The following is a 24,441-nucleotide window of genomic DNA, read 5'->3' on the forward strand; positions in this document are numbered from 1 at the left end:
CATATTTAAATATGAAATCTTCATATACATTTTCAGAGGAGTTTCTTAAATGAGCATTTATGATTATTCAGCCATTGCGATGAACGGCAAGGAAATCGCCCTTAGTGATTATAAAGATAAAGTAGTGTTGATCGTAAACACAGCCAGCCAGTGCGGGTTTACATTTCAATATCAGGATTTGCAGCGTCTGTATGATCAATATAAGGATAGAGGTTTGATGATTCTCGGGTTTCCGTGCAATCAATTTGCCGATCAAGAGCCGGATTCCAATGAAAGTGTACATACATTTTGTACCCTGAATTATGGTGTCGCATTCCCCATGTTCCAAAAGGTGAATGTACGCGATGAGCAGGCTCATCCGTTGTTTACATATCTTGCTTCGTCGTTGCCCTTTGAGGGCTTTGATGAGACGCATTCAGTTGCCAAAATACTTATTCCTTTAATTCATGAGCGTCATCCTGAATACTTACCAGGAGATTCGATCAAATGGAATTTCACGAAATTTCTAATTGATCGGGGCGGGAAAGTGATCAAACGATTTGAAGCAACAACAGACCCTCTGGATATGGAAGAATATATTGAAGCATTACTGTAATGATTTGCTTGGACATTATAAAATAACTTAATGTTGTCATTTGCAAGAACAGCGTTCCCTAAAGCCAGGTACAGGCAGGGAGCGCTTTTTTAGTTTTTTTAATGTGATGATTCTCACAGTGGCTTAGGAGTGCTACAATATAGCTATTTGGTGCAGATAAGAAACAAGGAGTGAAACTGTAGCTTATGATGCAAACGATTACAGAAGATGAGGAAAAGTGGTTGAATACGATAGAACAGATACAGGATATCTTGCGTAAAGCGGGGGATGCAACAGGAGCAAGGGCGGTAGGAGATTTGCTGGAAAAAGCGCATGCTCAAGAGCTGACCATTGCCTTTTGTGGGCATTTTTCAGCAGGTAAATCAAGCTTGATTAACAGCCTGTGCGGTAAAACCGTGCTGCCGTCTGGACCGGTGCCTACAAGCGCTAATGTAGTGTCCATCCGTCATGGACGTTCGAGAGCGCTTATTCATCCGGCCAAATCGGCGGAAAACCCAGAGCCGGAAATCGTGAAAGCTTCCTTGTCCAAGCTTGCTGAGTATTGTAAAAATGGTGGAGCCTATGAATCAGTTGCAGTATGGGAGGATATTCCGATAATATCTGGCGGAGGAGTGCTGCTGGATACACCCGGTGTAGATTCCACAGACCACGGACATGCGATGGCAACACATTCAGCTTTACATTGGGCTGATGTTGTTTTTTATGTGATGGATTACAATCATGTTCAATCTGAAAACAATTTGTCCTTTGCCAAAAGTTTGTCGGATTGGGGCAAGCCTTTATATTTGATCATCAATCAAATCGATAAGCACCGTGAGCGGGAGCTATCATTTACACATTATCGCAATGAGGTGGAAAGCAGCTTTCATGCCTGGCAGGTACATTACACAGACATCCTGTTTACTTCCTTAAAGGAGCAGACTCACCCTTGGAACCAGTGGGAACAGTTGATGCACTTGATTCCAAAATTGCTGGAGCGTAAAACAGAGCTTTTGGCTTATAGTTTGGTATCCTCTATGCACCATTTGGTAGAACAGCATGTGGAGACGGTGCAGGCCGCTGAAGAAGAGGAATTGAATGCACTGCTAAAAGAAGCGGGTGGAGAAGAAGCTATTTTGCGCCTGGACATAGAGCAGAAAAACTTGCAGCAAGAAGATGACCACTGGAGGATGCTGCCGGAACAGGAGCACAAACGGCTGCGTCAAGAGCTGGATCATCTTTTAGAACACGCACACCTCACGCCTGCGGAGCTACGTGAAGCGGCAGGCGAATATTTAGAGAGCCGCAAGCCGGGCTTTAAAGCAGGACTATGGTTTGCCGGAGGAAAGACAGAGCGAGAGAAGGAGCGTCGTTTGGATCGGTTGGCAGGGATGTTGACTGACCAGGTGGAGGGTCAGCTGTTGCCTCATGTACGTGAGTTACTGAGGTCTTGGGGAGATAGCCAAGGTTTGTGGACCACTGCGATGGATCAGGAACTGGACGACATCCGCCCTGTGATGGATCGGCAACTGATAGAGCAGATTGTAAACGAAAACGCTTTGTCTCCAGAGTATACGCTGAATTATTGCAAGGACCTACGGTCTGCGGTGACCGCTGACTGCCGCCGCAAGGCGTTGGCCTTGGTAGACCGCCTGCTGGTCCAGCTTGCGGTGCGGACCGAAGCTCGCCGTGAGGCTCTCGCGGACGCACGCACTGCGTTGCTAGCGCAGGCGGACGCGGCAAGCCGCTACAGTACTCGCATGCAAGCCTTAGCGTCGCACGCCGACCTACTGCGTAGCCTGCTGCCACAGGCCTCCAAGCCTGACAGGTTGCCCCATGCGGACACGCCTGCTCCTGCGCCTGATATGATCGCAGCTACCTCGCTAGCTGCGACATCAACGGGTGCCGTCCGTTCAGACATCGCAAGCTTGCGCGACGCATCGGAGCAGCCACAAGCAGGCACGACGACAGCGCAGCCTGCCGCCGGGGGGCGCCGTACGCGGCTGGATGCAGCAGCGGCACGATTGAAGGCCGCCGCTGCATTGGTAAGCCCGTACCCTGCCATGCAGGCGGCTGTTCGGGATTTGCATGCGCGTGCCGCCGCACTGGAGGGAGGGCGGTTTACACTGGCGCTATTCGGAGCGTTTAGCGCTGGTAAATCCAGCTTTGCCAACGCTTTGCTAGGCGAAGCTGTGCTACCCGTATCGCCGCATCCGACGACAGCGGCGATTAACCGCATTATGGCGCCTACAAGTCATGAGCGCCATGCCACGGCTGACGTCCACATGAAATCAGTGGACGCATTGCGGGAAGACCTTAAATACTCATTTCGGTTATTAGGATTGGGAGAGCCAGCGGCTGTGGGTTGGCAAGAAGCCGTATATGCACTATCACCGGAAGGCATTCATCCTGCGGGAAGACCTCATTACAGTTTTTTGAAAGCTGCTGCCGCTGGATGGGAAGAAGCTGAAAGCTTGCTAGGGCAACAGCTTCAGGTAAATTTAGAGCAGTATCGGGATTTTGTCGCATCCGAGCGTAAATCATGCTTCGTAGAGCATATCGACCTTTACTATGATTGCGCTTTGACCCGTCAGGGCATCGTGCTAGTAGATACGCCAGGTGCCGATTCTGTGAATGCGCGGCACACGGGTGTAACTTTTAATTATATGAAGCATGCAGACGCCCTTGTATTTGTGACATATTATAACCATGCGTTTACACAAGGGGACCGGCAGTTCTTGAATCAATTGGGCCGAGTCAAGGAGACATTGGCGCTGGATCAGACATTTTTTATCGTCAACGCATCCGATTTGGCTTCTTCTGAAGAAGAACTACATTCTGTGACTCGGCATGTACAGGAACAACTTCAATCCAACGGAATCCGCAAGCCTCGTATTTATCCGCTTTCCAGCATGTTGGCGTTGGAAGCAGCCGAACAGGGAGAAGCCTCGCTGCGTTCAGCCTCACGGTTTGATGCGTTTGAGAATGATTTTTCGGCATTTGCAGCCGAAGAGCTGGCGGGTTTGTCTATTGCATCTGCTATGCAGGAGCTGGGACGGTTGCGGAGCCGAATAGAACAATATGCTGCTGATGCTCGGTATAGCGCTGAAGAGCGTGAGATCCGATTAGAGCAACTAACTCGCATCCGTGGGGAACTGGAGGATATGCTTCTTGGTTTGACTGACAATAATGGTGGATCTGTGTTGTCAGACGAAAATGATGAACTGCTGTATCATGTTCGTCAAAGACTATCCTATCGGACGGGTGAATTTATGGCAGAAGCGTTTCATCCATCTGTTCTGCGTGAAGGAGTGGGTGATCTTCGTTTGGCCTTTGCCTCTTGTGGTCGTGAGCTAATGCGATTGATCGAACTGGAATTGTCTCAGGAATTGTTGGCAACCACACTCAGACTGGAAAAAACGGGGCAAGCCTTGGTGCGCAAAGCTATACAACAGTGCGTAGAACACATGAATCATCAGTTGAATGGGCTAGATTGCACAGTTCCTGAATTTAGAGAATGGACTGTACCTGAGCTGAGCGATATTTCCTTGCAGGAGTCCGTTCAGTGGAAGGATTATTGGAACAGCTTTAAAAATCCAAAGCTATTTTTCGAAGGGACGGGTCGTGCGAATTTACAAATTAGATTGGAGCCCATATTACGCCAGCTAATCGGGGAAGCTGTGGATCAGCAACGAGACCGAATGTCTTCTTTTTACGTTGCTATGATGCAAGAGGAACAATCATGGCAAAAAGAACAGCTCCGAGAGCAAATGCTGGAGACGATTCGTGGCATGGAGCACGCACTTAAGGGCGGTGAGGAGCCACAGGTTTGGGAAAAGCTTGCTGGTCAGCTCGCTAGTTTGGAAGCAATCTAAATATGTTTACGATTGCTGTAAGGACAGAACACCGGGTTGTGGGACAATCCGGTGTTTTAAGCATTTTTCAAAAAGACAGGAAAACTGAGGAAATAGCCATATTCAATGATAAGAAAGCGATTTATTTTGTCTAATCACCTCCCAATTGCGAACCTGCCTGAAAACGGCCTGTTATCCTCTTTGCCGCCTTGGAATACGGATGGTAAACTTCACTAAGCCATATAACAACGTCGTGCAACTAATGGAGGGACTTGACATGGAAGTGCTCAGGCAATTGCAAGTTTTTTTTCGTGAGAGGAGACATTATCTATTTCTTTCCATTCTATGCCTTGCGATAGCGACGGCCCTTGGACTGGTGTATCCGAACCTGCTCCAACGGCTCATTGATAACGCTATCATTCCCGGTGACTTCGAGAAAGTTCCGGTTCTGGCTTTGACTGTACTGGGAGTCGTGATCATCAAAGGGTTTATGCAATTTTTACATGGTTTTTTTGGTGGACGGTTAGGTAACTATTTGGCATATCGACTTCGCAATGCCTGTTACGAAAAGCTGCAATTTCTATCCTTCAGATATTATGACACTGCCAAAACGGGGGATCTTATGTCCCGTCTGACTGGTGATTTGGAGGCGATCCGCAACTTTATCGGGTTCGGCTTTGCACAACTCCTCAATGTGCTACTGATGGTCGTATTCGGCTCTATCATGATGCTGTATATTAATTGGCAGCTCACCCTCTTTACGATGATCAGCATGCCATTATTACTTTTGGTCACATTCAAGTTTGAATCTCGGATTCATCCCACCTTTCAGGAAATGCGGATTGCTCTCAGTGCCCTGACAACAGCGGTACAGGAAAATATAACAGGTGTACGGACCGTTAAATCTTTTGCTCGCGAGTCCTATGAAGTTGAAAAATTCTCCGTACGTAATGAGCAGTACAAAAGCAACCAAATTCAGGCTGCCTCCTTATGGAGTCGATTTTTCCCTGCCATGGAACTGATTGCTTCGGTCAGTGTCGTCCTTCTCTTAGGTATGGGGGGATATCTTGTGATCCAGAAGTCAATGACTTTGGGGGAGCTTGTCGCCTTCTTTAGCTTAATTTGGTATATTATCGGCCCCATTTGGAGCATTGGCTTTCATATCAATAACTATACGCAGTCCAAGGCTTCCGGTGAAAGGGTTTTGGAACTGCTGAATCAGTCCATAGATGTATCCGATGAAGCGAATGCACTTACACTTAATGCCGATCAGGTAAAGGGACATGTAACGTTTGAACATGTTACCTTTGCCTACGGAAATAAGTTGCCTGCTGTTGTTGATATTAATTTAGATGCGCCACCGGGGTCGGTCATTGGGATTTTGGGAGGAACGGGTTCCGGAAAGTCGACCATTATTCAACTGCTTATGCGAGCCTATAATGTGAATGCAGGAAGCATCAAGCTGGATGGGACGGATATACGTCATTTGAAAATTCGCGATTTGCGTGCTCAAATTTCTTCCGTGTTTCAGGAGACATTTCTGTTCTCATCCTCTATACGCAACAATATTGCATATGGATTAAGTCATGTCAGTATGGATGACATCATACGCGTTTCCAAGCTGGCTCAGGCACATGAATTCATCACTGAATTACCGCTGGGCTACGATACTGTCGTTGGTGAACGTGGATTGGGACTGTCTGGAGGGCAAAAACAACGGATCGCCATTGCGCGTGCACTACTCAAAAATCCTAAAATTCTGGTACTGGATGATGCCACCAGTGCGGTAGATATGGAGACGGAGCATGAAATTCAGTCCGGTTTTCAAGAGGTTATGCGTGGACGCACAACGTTTATTATAGCTCACCGAATCTCCTCGCTTCGTCATGCCAATGAAATTGTGGTGCTTGAGGAAGGGCGCATTGTCCAGCGCGGAACGCATGAACAGCTCATTGCTACGCCAGGTCCATATCAAGATGTGTATCATATTCAATACGCCGATTACATAGAGGACACTCCAGACGGTGTATCCGAAGGGCAGGTGGGACCATGAATATCCCCGCAGAACAAGCTAAACCGTTAAAAAAGCCAACCAATGAGCGTTTCGTCTATCAAGATGATGAGGTTATTGACAAACCGTTTAACTGGGTAGAATTCAAACGTCTGCTAGCATACATGAAACCTTATGCCCGTCAGCTTCTGCCAATTCTTTTGGTCATGATGATTCTCGGCACCATTACTAAGCTGACGGTTCCATATTTGATCAGTCTGGCCATTGACAAGGCCATTGCTCCTGCATCGCCTGCACTACCTAGCGTAAAGTTATTGTTGCTCATCACGGGTGCCGTGCTCTTGTTATATTTAATCCAATGGGCAGCCAGCACGTACCGTATTAAATTCACCAATATTATTGGTCAGCGGGTTATTTACGATTTGCGTGAAGACTTGTTTAAGCATATCCAGAAGCTTTCCTTTAACTTTTTTGATAAAAGACCAGCAGGTTCTGTATTAGTACGCGTGACGAATGACATCAACTCTTTACAAGACCTATTTACGAATGGTGCAGTGAATGTTCTGATCGACTGCGTACAGCTTCTCGGCATTATTGTGATTTTGCTGCTTATTAACTGGAAGCTTGGTTTGGCGGTCATCGTGACCGTTCCGATCATGTTTATGATCTCGACCAAGCTGCGAGTACGCATCCGTCGCGCTTGGCAAGAAGTACGGATGAAGAACTCGCGGATCAACTCACATTTGAATGAATCCATTCAGGGAATTCGCGTGACACAAGCATATACGCAGGAGCAGGAAAACATGGCTTATTTCGACGATATGAACAGCTCTAGCAAAAAGTCGTGGGATAAGGCTTCTGCCATGAATCAGGTTTTTGGCCCACTTATTGATATTACCGGAGGATTAGGTACGCTGGTGCTATTCTGGTTTGGAGCACATTTAATTCAGACAGATCAGCTTACGGTAGGGCTTTTGGTTGCATTCGCCAATTATGTAGGGAACTTTTGGGAGCCGATTAATCGGCTGGGTCAAATGTATAATCAGCTACTGGTCGCGATGGCTTCGTCAGAAAGAATTTTTGAATTCATGGATGAACAACCGAATATTGCGAGCAAACCTGGAGCAAAAGCCTTGCCGCCTATTCGGGGGGATATCCAATTCGAGAAAGTCATTTTTGAATATGAAAAGGGACGCCAGGCGCTAAAAGGTATTAATTTATCTGTCGAGGCAGGTCAATCTATAGCGCTTGTGGGTCATACTGGATCAGGTAAAAGTACAATTATTAATTTGCTCAGCCGTTTTTATGACATTACGTCAGGGCGACTTACCATTGACGGTTATGATGTGCGTGATGTCACGGTCGAGAGTTTGCGCAGCCAGATTAGCATTGTGCTTCAGGACACATTTATTTTTTCGGGGACGATACGGGATAATATCCGTTTTGGCCGCTTGGATGCGACAGATGAGGAAATTGAAGCGGCTGCGAAGGCGGTCAATGCTCATGAATTCATTGTTCAGTTGCCAGATGGCTATGAGACAGAGGTAGAGGAGCGTGGGGGGATGCTGTCCATGGGCCAGCGCCAGCTCTTGTCCTTTGCTCGTGCCTTACTGGCTAATCCACGAATTCTGATCCTCGATGAGGCTACAGCCAGCATTGATACGGAAACGGAGTTGAAAATTCAGGAGGCTCTTCAGGTGCTATTGAAAGGCAGAACTTCTTTTATGGTCGCTCACCGCTTGTCCACCATCCGAAATGCTGATCATATCGTTGTACTGGACCATGGAGAAATCCAAGAAAGTGGTAATCATGAACAATTGATGAAAAAACATGGAATATATCGGGGGCTGGTGGAAGCACAGTTCAGATTTTTGTAAAAAAAAGATCAAAAAATCGCGTTTTTTGTAAATTTTAATGCCGAGCACTATTGCATTCTTGGAGCTAAACCCTGAAAATAAAGATGAAAAGAGATCAGAGCAATATCATCAGAGGGGGAAGAGTTCAAGATGTGGGGTGCTCCTTTTTCTGCCAACGCTAAGAAGATGTTACTGCTGGGTAGCGGGGAATTGGGAAAAGAAGTCATTGTTGAAGCTCAGCGGCTTGGCGTGGAATGTATTGCTGTAGATCGCTATGAGTTGGCTCCAGCAATGCAGGTGGCCCATCGCTCTCACTGTCTGGATATGCAGGATGCTGAGGCGCTGAAGTCACTAATTCGCAAGGAACAGCCCGACATAATTGTACCTGAAATCGAAGCTATTGCTACGGGTGCTTTGGAAGAATTAGAGCAAGAGGGATTTCACGTAGTACCAACGGCCCGGGCCGCCCGGCTTACGATGGACCGAGAGGGCATCCGCAGGCTGGCTGCCGAGAAATTACAGCTTCCGACTGCCGCCTACCGTTTTGCAGATCATTTTGAGCAGTTACGGTCAGCAGTTCAAGAATTGGGCACGCCATGCGTGATCAAGCCCTTGATGAGCTCATCGGGTAAAGGGCAGTCTATATGCCGGACACTCGAGGACGCAGAATCCTGCTGGAATACGGCGCTGGAAGGCGCACGTGCCAAAACGACACGTGTCATTGTAGAAGCTTTTGTTCCGTTTGAGAGCGAAATCACCTTATTAACCGTCAGATCGGAATCGGGCACGACTTTTTGCCCACCGATTGGCCACATTCAGAAAGATGGGGATTATGTCGAATCCTGGCAGCCCCATGGCATGACGGACAAGCAGCTTTCAGAGGCACAGGAAATTGCCCGTACGATTACGGATGAACTGGGTGGTTACGGATTGTTTGGCGTAGAGCTGTTTTTAACAGCTGATAGCGTCATTTTCAGTGAAGTATCCCCGCGTCCGCATGATACAGGTATGGTGACCATGATCACGCAGGATTTGTCTGAATTTGCGCTTCATGTACGGGCAATTCTCGGGTTCCCGGTGCCAACAGTCACGTTGCTTACACCTGGAGCTTCAGCTACCTTGAAGGCAGAAGTGGCTACGCGTGATTTTGCAATAAGCGGTCTGCATGATGCATTATTGCTACCCCGGACACAGGTGCGAGTGTTCGGGAAGCCTGAAACCAAGCCGGGACGCCGGATGGCTGTAGCGCTTAGCGCTGCAGAAGATGTGGAGACAGCACGGAAGACAGCCAAAGAAGCTGCCAATATGCTGAAAGTGGAGGGAAATCATGTCTAACAGTGTGATGGTTCCAGTACTGACAATTCGTTCCGTAGAGCTTGGCGATTGCGAAGCCGTAACTGGACTACTTAGAGAAGTCGGATACCCGATGACTTGTGGTGTTATGAAAGAAGTTATGGGGACAGCGCAGGAGGACAGTCAAGCGAATATGATGGTTGCAGAAATGGATGGTCGTGTAGTCGGAGTAATTGGCATGCATACGGCTCAAAGCTTGGCTTATCCTGATCCTGCCGTACAAATCACCATGCTGGTCGTGAACGGGGAGTATCGCGGCGAAGGTATTGGCAAACGATTGGTTGCTTGTGGTGAGGAGTGGGGACGTGCGCAAGGTTGCTATCATTTATTCATTACTGGAGCGAATAACCGCATCAAACAAGTAGAGGCCCGAGCTTTCTACAACCGAATCGGCTTTGAGAAGCAAGGCTACCGTTTCAGCAAAAAGCTTAGATAATCAGCCAGTCACAAATAATCTAATACTTAAAGCCTCACTATTTTACTTAGTCCCGCTGGTCTTTGCCGAGCGGGCTATTTTTTTTCCAATTTTTATACGCTTGCTGATGCTATAAAACATGATATACTGCTAGAGTAAAGATTACAAAGTTGTAACCTGAGACGTTCACACCAAGGCATTTATACAACAAGGAGATGACGAAATGAAGAATATGTTGAAAAAAACACTGGTGATGGGAAGCCTAAGCGCCGTTTTATCCGCAGGATTCATCGTTCCGGCATCAGCTTCACCAGCTGACGATTTGTCTGTTCAATTACAACAATGGTTACAAAATAACGGATACACAGTCAATATATCCAATGGGACAACGACAATAACGAAATCTGTCATTAAGGATTTTACGGATAAAGACAAGGCTACAACCAAAACAGCGAATCCTTCATCTGGCAAGCAAACGACGAATCAGGGCAGCCAACAGACTTCAAAGTCTAAGCAACAGACCCAAACACAGAACACGAACACAGGCGCAGGTCAGTCTTCCGATTCTAACGCGCAGCTCAGCAAGTCTCAGTTTGCAGCCGAGGTTGTAAAGCTTGTAAACAACGAGCGCAGCCAAAAGGGGCTTAAGCCTCTCACTTCTGATGCGAAGCTTACAGAAGTAGCTTTAGCGAAGGCGAAGGACATGAGCACGAATAATTACTTTTCCCACACCTCTCCGACGTACGGTTCACCATTTGATATGATGAAAAAATTTGGTGTAACTTATACGTATGCAGGTGAAAATATTGCAATGGGACAAAAGACACCACAAGAAGTAATGACGGCCTGGATGAATAGTCAGGGACATCGTGAAAATATTTTGAAAGCAGAATATACACAAATCGGTGTGGCTTACTACAATGGATATTGGGTGCAGGAGTTCACACGTAACTAAGCTGATTAACAAACATTTTAAACCTCATTTGGCTGTGTAGGAATAGCTAGTGACGTAACTTTAATTGCGAGGCCCGCTGACAACGTTCAGCGGGTCTTTTTATGTCGATCATGTCTCTTCAGGCATAAACCATTAAATCATTGTTTTATACCAGAAAAGACATAGGGAACGTGGTTATAGTATGATAAGCAGTAAGCTGGATGGATAGCAGACTACTTTTGGAAAGCTAGGTGAACAAATGAGCTACGAAATCGTGCATGAAGGTGCCTTTGCTATGCTCAAGGTACAGCTGAACCCTGGAGAAACCATTAAAGCGGAAATGGGAGCAATGGTTTCCATGTCTTCCAGTGTAGATATAAAGGGGACGGTAGACGGAGGATTGCTACGTGGTTTAGGCAGAATGCTGAGCGGTGAAAAATTCTTTTTTCAAGAACTGAGGGCAGCCCGGGGCCCGGCTGAAGTGCTGCTAGCCCCCGCAAGCATAGGTGATGTACAAGCAGTAGAACTGGACGGCACGTATAGGCTATTGGTGCAAAAGGATGGTTTTTTGGCCTGTACGGAGGGGATTGAGGTTAGCACCAAAATGCAAAACCTGATGAAAGGCTTATTCTCTGGTGAAGGTTTTTTTATTGTAGAAATCAGTGGTCGAGGCACAGTGTTCCTATCCTCTTATGGCGCCATTCATCCCATTTATATCGCGCCAGGAGAGGAGCGTATTATTGATAATGCTCATCTAGTGGCATGGCCGGATTATATGGATTATAGAATTGAAAAAGCATCTAAAGGCTGGTTGTCCAGCGTAACGAGTGGAGAAGCCCTTGTATGTCGTTTTCGTGGTGAAGGAACAGTACTGATTCAAAGCCGAAATCCAGGCAGTTTTGGACAATGGATCAGAAGTTTTATTCCTGATAGCAAATAGTTTCTTTCGTCTGACTGCTGATGAGAGGGAAGCTGTTTGTACTAAAAACTATAATAAAAGGGTGGCAATGAGCCATCCTTTTTTATTATGTTCATGGAAAATTATATGTGGTTCTAATTGTGATTTTTCGCTTGAATCCGAACGGTTTATTTGCAAAATGATATGAGAAGCTTTATGTTTATTTCACTAAGCTATCAGGAGGGAACACGAGTGAATTCATCAAAATGGATTTGGCGGTCTGTCGGTTCCGTTTCCATTGCCGCCACACTGCTATTAATGTACGGATTTATTTCTGCAGTCCGAAGTATCACGGCTCCAGAGCCATTGATAAGTAATCAGCCTGTACATTCCGGTTCATCGCAGACACAAACTGCACCACCGGCTACTGCCCAGACGGGAGAGTTTCGCGTAGCTGCCATTGGAGATTCGCTAGCCAAAGGAACGGGGGATGACTCCGGAAGTGGTTTTGTACGTCGGTCGGTGACTTTGTTAAATGATCAGGAAGGACATAAGGCACAGCTCATAAATAATTTGGGGATTAATGGACTGACGACCCAAGGGCTATTAACCAAGCTAGATGAGCCTGGTGTGACTTACGTACTGAAGAAGGCTAATGTTATTATAGTTTCGATTGGCGGAAATGATTTATTTCAGGGCGCGCAGGCTGCGCAAACCGGCAAAGAGCCACCTACCCTCAGTGGTCTGCGCAAAGCTTTGCCTGATGCAGCCAAACGTTTGCAAAAGGTACTGACAAAGGTAGGGAAAATTAATCCGAATGCTAAAATTATTTATGTTGGATTATATAATCCATTTAGTGACCTGAAGGAAATGAAAATTCCAGGTAATCTCGTGGTTACAGAATGGAATCTGGCTGCTATGGCAATTACCAACCAAAACAGTAACATGACACTGATCCCAACATTCGACTTATTTCAACAAAATTTGCCGGTTTATCTATCATCCGATCATTTTCATCCAAACGGACAGGGCTATCAGGCAATCGCTGAACGTATCGCACAAGGGTTTACTGTGGCCACGACGAAAGATTCCGCCCATGCAGACCAAAAGCAACAGTCTACAAGTAGCCAACCCGCAGAAGTGAACAAGGGAGGGAATAAGTAATGAGCATCCAATCTGCTGACAAGACCGATGCTGGGGTGACCAAAGATTCGGCATCCACCATGGATGCGATGTCCAGTCTTCATTCCTCCAGTCAGGTTGGTAGTGCAGACAGAAACAGCAGTAACAATGAAATCGTACTCTCTGTTCAACATGTTAAGAAACGCATTAAACGCAAAATGATCATTCATGATGTAACGTTCGACGTACGCGCAGGTGAAATTTTCGGATTTCTTGGCCCCAATGGGGCTGGAAAAACGACAACCATACGTATGCTGGTCGATTTAATTAAGCCTACAGAGGGGACAATTACCGTATGCGGTCATAATGTAAATCGTGACCCTGAGCAGGCTTTACGGCATATTGGTTCTATTGTGGAAAATCCAGAGGTATACAGCTATCTGACAGGTTGGGAAAATCTAGAGCATTTTGCCCGTATGCAGCCTGGAGTAGACGAACAACGTATCCGCGAAGTCGTTGAGTTGGTTCGGCTCGATCGCCGTATCCATGATAAGGTAAGTACGTATTCTCTCGGAATGCGACAGCGTCTTGGTATAGCCCAAGCCTTGCTCGGCAGACCGAAATTGCTCATTTTGGATGAACCAACGAACGGGCTAGACCCCAAGGGAATCAAGGAGATGAGAGCGTTTATCCGTTTGCTAGCGGCAGAAGGCATGGCTGTATTTGTTTCCAGTCATTTGCTTAGCGAAATCCAGTTATTATGCGATCGGGTGGCAATTATAAGTCGGGGCAAGGTGCTGGCTGTTGGTGGTGTGCAAGAGCTGGTTGAGACCCACTCACATATGGCTGTATGGCAGCTGGAACCTCGCAATCAGGGCCTTGCCCTATTGCAAAAATCTCCATATGTGCACATAATTACGAACGTCGATGAATTAATTGATGACAGCATTGTTGCAGGTAGTGGAGTCGATGCTATTTTTACAGAAATGGATGAAGAGCATATTGCGGAGCTGGTCGCCCACATGACAGCTACCGGTATTTCCGTTAAAGGTGTAACCAAAATCAATCCTACACTGGAGCAACTATTCCTGAAAATGACGGAAGGTGAGATACTTGAATAATATTTTACCGCTCGTACAAAATGAAACCCTTAAAATTATCAAGAAGAAACGATTTTATGTCATTTTACTTGTTTTGCTTGTGCTTGTACCGATTTTTACGTACGCTCAGATGAAAGTGGCAGAAAATAATCGCGAAAAATTCGGCAATGATTGGCGGCTTGAGCTGCGTCAGGCGATTACCGATAACCAAAACTCGCTGGGCAGCGATCGGGTGCCTGAAGAATGGAAGACTTACCGCCGGGTCTTTGTGCAGCAGATGGAATATTATTTGGAAAATGACGTGAATCCTAATGAACCGAGTGGCGTGACTTTTACCAGAGAGTTTATGGATAATTCCATAAATCTGTTCGTTCCCCTGCTAATTATGGCTATTGCCTCTGACTTAGTTTCAGGAGAACGGACGACAGGTACGATAAAAATGTTGCTGACTCGACCTGTGAGACGGTGGAAAATACTGCTGAGCAAGCTGCTGACGCTGTATATGTTCGTTTCACTCATCATTTTGGCCGTATTTGTCATTAGTTATCTCATATCAGGCTTGTTTTTTGGTTTTCGTGGTTTTAACGTTCCGGTATTTACCGGCTTTCAAATTGTTGGATCGACGGTGGATTTGTCTGCTGTACATGCAATTCCACAATGGCAATACCTAATGCTGCAAGCAGGATTGATCTGGTTTGTCAGTCTGGTGGTTGCTTCGTTAGCGTTTATGGTATCAGTTCTGTTACGTAGTACAGCCGCAAGCATCGTGGTCATGATGGCTGCGCTCATTTCGGGTACTATACTAACCAACATGGCCTCATCTTGGCAGAGTGCCAAATATTTATTTATGGTTAACCTCGGATTAACCGATTATTTATCTGGAAGCCCTGCTCCGATTGAAGGAATGACCCTGCCGTTTTCTTTAGCTGTACTGGGCATTTGGGGGGCTGCGGCGTTGATTGTTTCATTCGCCGTCTTTACGAAACGGGATATATTGAATTAAAATGGACAAGGTAAAAGAAAACATCTGTTTGCATTTTTGGTGAAAACCATCAAGAATAAGGCAAAACACGGTTACGATTAGACAAAGGGGGAGCATGAATGGTCGACAAAATCGACTTGTCTGCGGGAGCTTCCGGTACACAGAGCGGAGCTTCAGAATATGGCGCGGACGACATTCAAGTGCTCGAAGGGCTTGTGGCAGTTCGCAAACGGCCGGGCATGTACATTGGGAGCACCAGTTCTTCGGGACTGCATCATTTGGTATGGGAAATTGTAGACAACGCGGTGGATGAACATCTCGCCAAGTTTTGCTCTCGCATTGAGATTACAATGCATAAGGACGGATCTGTTACAGTATCAGACAACGGGCGCGGTATTCCTACGGGAATGCACAAAATGGGAATTCCTACGCCTCAGGTTGTATTCACCATTTTGCACGCCGGAGGTAAATTTGGCGGTTCGGGATATAAAAAGTCCGGAGGTCTGCATGGAGTAGGTGCGTCTGTAACGAACGCTCTTTCGGAATGGCTTGAGGTGGAAATCTACCGGGACGGCAAAATTCACCGTCAGCGGTTTGAATATTGGCAGGACAAGAAGGGCGTGGAACATGTCGGTGAGCCGACCACAGGCCTTGAAGTGCTGGGCAATACTAACAAGACGGGCTCGAAAATTACATTTAAACCGGATATTCGCGTTTTTCAGTCAGGTATTCATTTTAACTACGATACGTTGGCTGAGCGCCTTCAGGAAATTGCTTTTCTAAATTCCGGTCTTCGTATTCAGCTTAAAGACGAACGCAGCGGAAAGTCAGATGAATATTTTTATGAGGGTGGAGCAAGCCAGTTTGTTGCTTTTTTGAATGAGGGCAAGGATGTACTGCATGATGTTATTCACTTTAACGCCGAGAAAGAAGATATTGAAGTGGAGATTGCCATCCAATACAATGCTGGCTACACAGAGACGATTGCTTCGTTCGTTAACTCCATTCCAACACGTGGCGGGGGAACGCATGAAACAGGCTTCAAAACCGCTTACACTCGCGTTATGAACGATTATGCACGCAAAGCAGCGATGTTGAAGGAAAAGGATAAAAACCTGGAGGGCAACGATCTGCGTGAGGGTATGATGGCTGTAATCAGTGTCAAGATGGCCGAGGTTGAATTTGTCGGTCAGACAAAAGATCAGCTGGGCAGTGCTTCGGCACGGAGCACAGTGGATGCCATCGTATCTGAGCAAATGCAGCGCTTTTTGGAAGAAAATCCACAGATAGCGCAAACTTTAATCAGAAAGGCAGTTCAAGCGTCCAAAGCGCGTGAAGCTGCACGTAAGGCTCGGGACGAAATGCGTTCTGGCAAGAAGCGCAGTGAAAGTTCTAATTTGAATGGTAAACTGTCGCCTGCGCAGTCTAAAGATTTTACACGTAATGAGTTATTTATTGTGGAAGGTGATTCGGCTGGCGGATCGGCCAAACAGGGACGGGATTCCAAAATCCAGGCCATTTTGCCATTAAAGGGCAAGCCGATGAACCCGGAAAAATCAAAGCTGGCGGATATTATGAAAAATGATGAATACCGTGCTATTACGGCAGCGATTGGTGCGGGGGTAGGAACAGAGTTCACGCTGGAAGACAGCAATTATTCCAAAATCATCATTATGACTGATGCAGATACGGATGGCGCGCACATTCAAGTACTGTTATTAACGTTTTTTTATCGGTACATGAAAGAACTCATTGATGCAGGACGCATATTTATCGCTCAACCGCCATTGTATAAAATAACCCGCAAGTCGGGTAAGCTCGAAACAGTTCGTTATGCCTGGACTGACGAGCAGCTTGATAATTACTTAAAAGAATTTGGACGGAATTTTGAACTTCAGCGTTATAAAGGACTCGGGGAGATGAACCCGGATCAGTTATGGGAAACGACAATGAACCCCGAGTCACGCACCCTGTTGCGCGTTCAGATTGAGGATGCTGCCAAAGCTGAACGCCGTGTGTCCACATTGATGGGTGATAAGGTGGATCCACGTAAGCGTTGGATCGTGGAAAACGTGGATTTCACGGAATACGTAGAGTAGTGCTATTAAATGAGGTGTAGACATGAGCTTATCGGAGCAGTTTTTGCCAGCGTATCTGGAGGAAATGGTCGGTGACCGCTTTGGCCGATATTCCAAATATATAATTCAGGATCGGGCGATACCTGATGTACGGGACGGATTAAAGCCTGTACAACGCCGAATTCTGTATGCGATGTATGATTCAGGCAATACCCCGGAAAAAGCGTATCGTAAATCCGCCAAAACCGTTGGGGACGTTATGGGAAATTATCATCCGCACGGTGATTCATCTATTTACGATGGAATGGTACGGATGGCGCAACCATGGAAAATGAGCCACGTACTAGTGGATGGTCATGGTAACTGGGGCTCACAGGATGACGATCCTGCGGCAGCTATGCGTTACACGGAGGCGCGCTTGTCTCCGATCGCAATGGAAATGCTGCGTGATATCGAAAAACGGACGGTTTTGTTCAAGGATAACTTTGATAACTCAGCAAAGGAGCCTGTTGTACTGCCCTCCCGTTATCCTAATTTGTTGGTAAACGGCTCCAGCGGGATTTCAGCAGGATTTGCAACGGAAATTCCAACGCACAGTTTGCGTGAGGTGATTGACGCCACCATCGCAGTGATGGAAAAACCGCAAATTGAGCTTGAAGAAATTATGACCTTTATTAAAGGTCCGGATTTCCCGACTGGCGGACTCATTATGGGTGGCGAAGGCATAAAGGATGCATACAGAACAGGCAAAGGACGCATTTATATCCGTTCCAAAACGGAAATTCAGTCTTTGCGTGGAGGCAAGCAGCAACTGGTCATTACGGAAATCCCATACCAGGTTGTCAAATCTAGACTCGTAACTGCTATGGAAAATATCCGTCTGGAGAAAAAGGTAGAAGGGATTGCCGAGGTTCGTGACGAGAGCGGTCGGAATGGCCTGCGTATTGTTGTCGAGCTGAAGAAGGAAGCGGATGCGGAAGGAATTTTAGCGTATCTGCTGAAAAAAACCGATCTCCAGGTAGCTTATAACTTCAATATGGTAGCCATCGTAAACAAAGCGCCGCATCAGCTTGGATTAAAATCCATTTTGGAAGCGTATATTGCACACCAGCGCGAAGTTGTCACAAACCGTATCAAGTTTGAACTGGAAAAGGCGGAGGACCGCGCACACGTATTGGAAGGTTTAGTCAAGGCACTGAACATTCTAGATGAGGTCATCGCAGCTATTAAAGCTTCCAAAAATCGCCAGGATGCACAAAATAATTTGCAATGGATGTTTGGCTTTAGTGAACGGCAGGCGGATTCTATTTTGACTTTGCAATTGTATCGTCTTACGAATCTGGAAATTACCACCCTCGAAAAAGAGTTGGCTGACATTCAGAAGAAAATTACTCAATACCGTTCTATTCTCGAAAGTGACCGCAAGTTGATCAGTCTGATCCGCAAGGAGTTGCTTGAAATTCGTGAAAAGTACGGCATTGATCGTCGCTCGGAGATACAGGGTGAGGTAGAAGAGATCAAGGTAAATCTGGAGGTCATGGTTGCGGCAGAGGATGTATTGCTGACCCTCTCGAAAGATGGCTATGTAAAACGTACGAGTATGCTGTCATTTACTCGCTCTGGTGGGGAACGTTCAAGCTCCGGTGTTAAAGAGGGGGACTACATTACCCAATTCCTTGACGTGAATACACTTGATGTGTTGCTCGTCTTCACTCAGCGTGGACAATACTTTTTGCTGCCTGTGCATCAGGTACCAGAGTATAAGTGGAAAGAGCCAGGCACTCCAATCGTCAATGTCATTTCGCTATCGAAGGAAGATCGTATCGTAAGCGTTATTCCGATCAAAAATATAGAGGAAATCGGCAAAAGCCTGGTGTTTGTAACGAAGAAGGGGCAAGTCAAACGAACGGAACTTACAGAATATGCTACAAAACGCTCCAGTGCGGTAGCAGCCTGCAAGGTGGCTGGCGACGATGAGATATTATCAGTAACATTAAGCGACAATAGCAAGGATATTATGTTGATTACCCGTGCGGGGATGAGCATACGCTTTAAGGAGCAAGAGGTTAATGCCATGGGCCGCGTTTCAGCGGGGGTCAAAGGTATACAATTGGCGGAAGGCGATGAAATTATCGCAGCACTATGGGTAGAGGAGGACGAAGGAGAGGTGCTGGTACTGACCGAATCCGGTTACGGTAAGCGTACGCTTCTGCTGGATTATCCTTCTCAGGGAAGAGGCGGTAAAGGAATCAGCACCTTCGAATTCAAGGAAGGCAAGCGAGTACGTTCGAACGGAACTCGAATCGTGGCAGCCTTCTATTGCCGTGAAGCTGTTCAATTATTTGTCATCACATCAGAAGGGCAGACGATGTCCTTCCTTTCGGAAAAAGCTCCTTTAACCGATCGCAAGGATACGGGCAAGCTGCTGGCTCCGGTGGAGAAGAAGGACCAAATTATAAATGTGCTGCCGCGTAGTGAGCCGCAGAGTTCACAGACAGTAGAATAATTAAAAGTCAAGCGTTTTTTAGCTCGAAAAAGAGAGGTTCTCACGTGCCATTCCGGCACGAATGAGGACCTTTTTGCCGTCATGCTGTCGAACCTTGACCAGCCTCCAAATCCGAAGTGAGACTTCCTTCCCCTTTTCATTTGATACTCCAAAAACGGCAGGAAACTGAGGGGAAATGGCGAAAATTTAATGTGATGAAATACAATCCGGACGGTGGCCCATACGGTAACTTTGATGCTTTTACTGACCCTGTTATTCAAAGGAGTGAGGCAAAATGCAAACAACCGAATTTGCAAAAATCTGGTCCAGAATGGCTAAGGACTACAAGGTTCATATGGAGCAGCAACTAGCTCCATCACTAACGGAGGCTCAACTCACGGTGCTGGAGGTACTGAACGAATACGGCCGTATGAAGCCGTCTCAGCTAATTCCATATCTCGCCACCACACCTGCGGCAGTTACGATGCTACTGGATCGGATGGAGCGGAATCGACTGGTCACCCGGTTCAGAGATGTAAAGGACCGCAGAATTGTATGGATTGTTATTTCAGATCAAGGCAGAGAAGAAGTAGAGCGCGGATTGCAAATACGCGACGATTTTCTGGGTTCTGCACTAAACCGAATATCTCAGCACAATCAGAATTTGCTAGTTTATTTGTTGGGGAAAATTACAACGAAGACGAAAACGGCTGTATCGGCCAGTGAAAATGAGGGAATAAAGGAACAAATAGAGCAAGCAAAATAATTAGATAGTGGATACATGAAATGCAGTTGTACACAGCAGATTAGCTTTCTAAGGTGAATAGAAATGCGCGGATAAATACCGATCGTGGTATCATCCGCGTTTTTTTGTGTTCATTCATAAGTAGATTTGGGGGAATGTTGACATTTACATAAGAGATGATAAAATAATAGTTATAAATTAATAACAATCCGCATGCAAATAGTTAATGATTTATGTATATGGATAGCGAATTGGGTAATAGGAAGAAGGATGGTTCTAGTGAGTAACAGAGAGGAAGACAGACTTGAGGTGTACCGAATTATTCAATCCGTAAGGGAGGTTAACAAGACAATATTCTATGCGTTCTGGAATGAGGAGCAGCATATGGATCTGACGGCCATACAGCACATGGCTTTGTCAATTCTGAATAAACGCCCCCATATTGGATTATCCGAGCTGGCAGAGATGGCTCATGTGGGAAGCAGCTCAATGAGCGGGGTGGTTGACCGCTTGACCAAAGCGGGATATATCGCTCGTGGACGACATGAGCATGATCGCAGATCTCTAGTACTGACGCTTACGCCGGAAGGAAAGGATATTATGGAAAAGGTAGACGCCATGTGGATGGAGCGCGTCTTGCCTATTTTGGAGATCCCGAAGGAGCAGCTAGAGATGGTTCTGGATATCCATAAACAAATGATCATGAAATTAACACCGAAGGGAATGAATCAACTTGAGCAGTCCTCAAATGACACTACCAGGTAATGTCCGCAGAGCCCCCATTGTGGCCGCTCTGTTGATTGGAGCAATTGTTGCGATACTAAACCAAACGTTAATAAGTGTGGCTTTACCAAAAATGATGAGTGATCTGAATGTAGATGCCAACATAGCTCAGTGGCTTAGCACAGGCTTTATGCTCGTGAACGGGGTACTGATTCCGGTGACTGCATTCTTGATTGCCCGCTTCTCCACTCGTACATTGTTTATGAGTGCAATGACTATTTTTTCAGTTGGGACATTGTTATGTGCTATAGCGCCAAGTTTTAGCATATTGCTGATCGGTCGGCTTATTCAGGCTGCGGGTGCAGGGATTATGATGCCTTTAATGATGGTCGTTATCTTGAACATCTACCCAATAGAGCAACGTGGCCGTGCAATGGGAACGCTGGGGCTTGCGATGGGTTTTGCTCCAGCCATTGGACCAACCTTATCCGGTTATATAGTCCAGCATTATGACTGGCGAGTATTGTTCTGGATCATCCTGCCAATTTCAGTGATTTCGATTGTGATTGGATTTATTTTTCTGAAAAATGTAACCGAGCAATCGAAGCCTAAGCTGGACATTCTCGGCGTCATTTTATCTACACTTGGTTTCGGTGGGCTGTTATATGGCTTTAGTGATGCTGGAACATCGGGCTGGGGAAGTGTTCCGGTCCTGTCTACACTCATCGTTGGGACAATTGCGCTTATTTTATTTATTGTCCGCCAACTGACGGTAGATGAGCCTATGCTGGAGTTCCGCATCTTTAAATACGATGTGTACAGCTTGACGACAATCATTAATGTTATTGTGACGATGGCTTTGTATGCCGGTATGATATTGCTTCCGATTTACTTGCAAAATATTCGCGGTTTTACACCGCTCCAGTCTGGTATGCTAATGTTACCGGGAGCGATTCTAATGGGGATCATGTCTCCTGTGACGGGCGCTATTTTTGACCGAATTGGGGCACGCTGGTTGTCTGTAATTGGGTTGTTGATTATGACTGTAACGACATGGGAATTTACACGTTTGACCGAATCAACCACTTATATGACACTGTTAATCAATTATACGGTACGGATGTTCGGGATGTCATTGCTGATGATGCCGATCCAAACGGCCGGACTGAATCAGCTTCCGCAACGCTTGAATGCACATGGTACGGCGATGGGCAATACGCTGCGGATGATTTCCGGCTCGATTGGGACTGCAATTCTGGTGACGGTGATGTCTACTCAAACCAGTAACCGTTTGAGCACGATAGTTGCATCTGAGGGACTGAGCGTTACGGACAAAGCAGGAATGATGGCTGCCGGCAATCAAGCTACGATTTACGGGATTAACTCGGCTTTTATCATTGCAACACTATTGAGCGTGACCGCTTTGGTTTTGGCGTTTTTTATCAAAAATACGAATGCACAAAACGCTCGTCCCCGTCAGCAACTGGCCAACAGTAAAAAGGGGAAGACCGTGGTTTCCTCATCATAAGCATGGATACATTTTCATTTGCTCTTGTGCAAAAAAGAGAACCCGCACTGCATGTTTGTTTACATGCAGTGCGGGTTCTTTGTCGTAAGTCTGCTCAATTTTCCGACGTAATCATTTTCTCATAAAGCGACAAGGGCCACTCACTCCAAGGAAATTGGACAGGAGGCAGTGAGTGGAAGCACATCGCTTCCTTGCTGATCGGATGCGGTGCTCCAGCGAGCAAGGACCAAAGGGCCAGCTGTTGACCGGGACGGCTCAGACTACCGCCATATTTTTGGTCCCCGTAGAGAGGACAGCCGATTGCCTGCATCTGTACGCGAATCTGGTGTGAGCGACCAGTATGCAGCTTAATTTCAACAAGACTGAGCCCAGCAGCTTGTCCGACAACCTGGTATTCCAAGATGGCTTCCTTGGCACCAGCCGTGCCGGGGCGAACTGCTTTGACCGTGTTGGTACGGCTGTCCTTTAACAGGTAATGGGTTAGACGTCCTTGGAGAGCCTCAGGAACGCCATTCAGAACAGCTGTATACAGCTTGTGAAAATGGCGGCTTCGGACCGACTCCGACAGGCGAGAAGCCGCTTTGGACGTCTTAGCAAAAATCATGGCTCCGCCTACAGGCCGATCCAGCCTGTGAACTAAACCCAAAAAGACGTTACCAGGCTTATTGTGTCTAATTTTCAGATCTTCCTTGAGTAGAGACAACAGATCAGGATCACCGCTGGCGTCCTCCTGTGTCGGAACATTGACAGGCTTTACGACCGCCAGAACATGATTATCTTCATATAAAACAGGGATATGCGGCTGTGCATGTCCTTGCTGGGTAAGTTCATCTTGATTCATAAGAGGAATTAAGCCTCCCAGCGTCCGAGAATACCGCAAGGCAAATTCAATCCTGAGCGTGTGATCGGCAATCCGATTTCACCAGCGCTAATTTGGCCGCCATACTTTTGTTGCATTGTCATGCTGAGCATGTTGCGCAATACAGTAGGCGAGATACCTGTCGTGTAGGAGTTGATCAGCATGAACAATGGTTGATCCGAAATGATGCTCATGCAGGATTCGAGAAACGGATACAAGCTTTCTTCAAGCTTCCAGGTTTCTCCGTTAGGTCCGCGTCCGTAAGAAGGAGGGTCCATAATAATGGCATCATAACGGTTGCCCCGACGTTGTTCCCGTTGTACAAACTTGAACACGTCGTCCGTAATGAAGCGTACCGGACGGTCAGCCAGGCCGGACAATTGAACGTTTTCCTTTGCCCACTGTACCATACCTTTGGCGGCATCCACGTGAACTACACTGGCTCCGGCATACGCTGCGGCAGTAGTGGCTCCTCCCGTGTATGCAAACAGGTTCAGTACGGAAATGGGTCTGCCTGCGCCTTTAATTTTATCCATCATCCAGCTCCAGTTGGCGGCTTGTTCTGGGAAAAGACCAGTATGTTTGAAGCTGGTCGGTTTGATGTGGAATTTTAGCGGTCCATAGCTAATCGTCCAGCGCTCAGGGATAGGCTTTTTCATATCCCATTGACCGCCACCGGAAGAGCTGCGGTGATAATGCCCATGAACATTACGCCATTCCGCTGTTTCCTGAGCCAACGGCCATATGATTTGCGGATCGGGGCGACGCAGGACAATATTGCCCCAACGTTCCAGCTTTTCACCACCGCCTGTATCCATTACTTCATAGTCTTTCCACTCTTGTGCTACATACATGTACAATCCATCCTTCAGCAGTCAATTCAGGATTTAGGCAGCAAGCTGCGTAAAATCCCCACATGGAGTC

Annotated in this window: 18 protein-coding genes; 16 read left to right on the forward strand and 2 right to left on the reverse strand. The window is 46.6% G+C overall.

Annotation, left to right across the window (positions count from 1 at the left end):
• Window positions 1–49: 49 nt before the first annotated feature.
• From ABEW32_RS17100 to ABEW32_RS17175, 16 genes are all read left to right on the forward strand, one after another.
• Window positions 50–595, forward strand: coding sequence for a glutathione peroxidase (locus ABEW32_RS17100; RefSeq protein ID WP_430189664.1), 546 nt, complete (start codon window positions 50–52; stop codon window positions 593–595).
• 185 nt (window positions 596–780) lie between these two features.
• The gene (locus ABEW32_RS17105; protein WP_430189666.1) at window positions 781–4,449 is read left to right on the forward strand and encodes a dynamin family protein; all 3,669 of its coding nucleotides are present in this window, start codon (window positions 781–783) and stop codon (window positions 4,447–4,449) included.
• Window positions 4,450–4,705: 256 nt separating this feature from the next.
• Window positions 4,706–6,481: an ABC transporter ATP-binding protein gene (locus ABEW32_RS17110; protein WP_430189667.1), complete on the forward strand. Its 1,776-nt coding sequence runs from the start codon at window positions 4,706–4,708 to the stop codon at window positions 6,479–6,481.
• Window positions 6,478–8,316 (forward strand): ABC transporter ATP-binding protein, encoded by a 1,839-nt coding sequence (locus ABEW32_RS17115; protein ID WP_430189670.1) that lies wholly within the window; start codon window positions 6,478–6,480, stop codon window positions 8,314–8,316. Before ABEW32_RS17110 ends, ABEW32_RS17115 begins: the two co-directional genes overlap by 4 nt.
• 129 nt (window positions 8,317–8,445) lie before the next feature.
• Window positions 8,446–9,630 (forward strand): formate-dependent phosphoribosylglycinamide formyltransferase, encoded by a 1,185-nt coding sequence (gene purT, locus ABEW32_RS17120; protein ID WP_430189672.1) that lies wholly within the window; start codon window positions 8,446–8,448, stop codon window positions 9,628–9,630.
• Window positions 9,623–10,084, forward strand: a complete 462-nt coding sequence (locus tag ABEW32_RS17125) for a GNAT family N-acetyltransferase (protein WP_430189674.1) — start codon at window positions 9,623–9,625, stop codon at window positions 10,082–10,084. Before purT ends, ABEW32_RS17125 begins: the two co-directional genes overlap by 8 nt.
• Before the next feature lie 202 nt (window positions 10,085–10,286).
• Window positions 10,287–11,018, forward strand: a complete 732-nt coding sequence (locus tag ABEW32_RS17130; protein WP_430189677.1) for a CAP domain-containing protein — start codon at window positions 10,287–10,289, stop codon at window positions 11,016–11,018.
• A gap of 238 nt (window positions 11,019–11,256) precedes the next feature.
• Window positions 11,257–11,937 carry a TIGR00266 family protein gene (locus tag ABEW32_RS17135; RefSeq protein WP_016822128.1) on the forward strand — a complete coding sequence of 227 codons (681 nt, stop codon included), beginning with the start codon at window positions 11,257–11,259 and terminating at the stop codon, window positions 11,935–11,937.
• A gap of 174 nt (window positions 11,938–12,111) precedes the next feature.
• Window positions 12,112–13,059 carry a GDSL-type esterase/lipase family protein gene (locus tag ABEW32_RS17140; RefSeq protein WP_430189680.1) on the forward strand — a complete coding sequence of 316 codons (948 nt, stop codon included), beginning with the start codon at window positions 12,112–12,114 and terminating at the stop codon, window positions 13,057–13,059.
• The gene (locus ABEW32_RS17145) at window positions 13,059–14,138 is read left to right on the forward strand and encodes an ABC transporter ATP-binding protein (RefSeq protein ID WP_430189683.1); all 1,080 of its coding nucleotides are present in this window, start codon (window positions 13,059–13,061) and stop codon (window positions 14,136–14,138) included. The genes ABEW32_RS17140 and ABEW32_RS17145 overlap by 1 nt, the downstream gene beginning before the upstream one ends.
• On the forward strand, window positions 14,131–15,120 hold the full coding sequence (locus tag ABEW32_RS17150; RefSeq protein ID WP_430189686.1) for an ABC transporter permease: 990 nt from the start codon (window positions 14,131–14,133) through the stop codon (window positions 15,118–15,120). Before ABEW32_RS17145 ends, ABEW32_RS17150 begins: the two co-directional genes overlap by 8 nt.
• A gap of 98 nt (window positions 15,121–15,218) precedes the next feature.
• Window positions 15,219–17,198 (forward strand): DNA topoisomerase IV subunit B, encoded by a 1,980-nt coding sequence (gene parE / locus ABEW32_RS17155; RefSeq protein WP_430189689.1) that lies wholly within the window; start codon window positions 15,219–15,221, stop codon window positions 17,196–17,198.
• Between the two features lie 22 nt (window positions 17,199–17,220).
• Complete coding sequence (gene gyrA / locus ABEW32_RS17160; protein WP_430189692.1) at window positions 17,221–19,683, forward strand: DNA gyrase subunit A; 2,463 nt, start codon at window positions 17,221–17,223, stop codon at window positions 19,681–19,683.
• Between the two features lie 274 nt (window positions 19,684–19,957).
• Complete coding sequence (locus ABEW32_RS17165; protein ID WP_430189694.1) at window positions 19,958–20,428, forward strand: MarR family winged helix-turn-helix transcriptional regulator; 471 nt, start codon at window positions 19,958–19,960, stop codon at window positions 20,426–20,428.
• A gap of 258 nt (window positions 20,429–20,686) precedes the next feature.
• Window positions 20,687–21,172 (forward strand): MarR family winged helix-turn-helix transcriptional regulator, encoded by a 486-nt coding sequence (locus tag ABEW32_RS17170; protein ID WP_430189697.1) that lies wholly within the window; start codon window positions 20,687–20,689, stop codon window positions 21,170–21,172.
• A complete protein-coding gene (locus ABEW32_RS17175; protein ID WP_430189700.1) occupies window positions 21,156–22,658 on the forward strand; it encodes a DHA2 family efflux MFS transporter permease subunit in 1,503 nt (500 codons plus the stop codon). The genes ABEW32_RS17170 and ABEW32_RS17175 overlap by 17 nt, the downstream gene beginning before the upstream one ends.
• Before the next feature lie 94 nt (window positions 22,659–22,752).
• Here the strand turns inward: ABEW32_RS17175 and ABEW32_RS17180 are convergent, their stop codons facing one another.
• Both ABEW32_RS17180 and ABEW32_RS17185 read right to left on the reverse strand, forming a co-directional pair.
• On the reverse strand, window positions 22,753–23,499 hold the full coding sequence (locus tag ABEW32_RS17180) for an RluA family pseudouridine synthase (protein ID WP_430189702.1): 747 nt from the start codon (window positions 23,497–23,499) through the stop codon (window positions 22,753–22,755).
• Window positions 23,500–23,507: 8 nt separating this feature from the next.
• A complete protein-coding gene (locus tag ABEW32_RS17185; protein WP_430189704.1) occupies window positions 23,508–24,371 on the reverse strand; it encodes a class I SAM-dependent methyltransferase in 864 nt (287 codons plus the stop codon).
• Window positions 24,372–24,441 lie beyond the last annotated feature (70 nt).

This window comes from Paenibacillus jamilae, from assembly GCF_050482105.1.
Lineage (GTDB): Bacteria > Bacillota > Bacilli > Paenibacillales > Paenibacillaceae > Paenibacillus > Paenibacillus jamilae_B.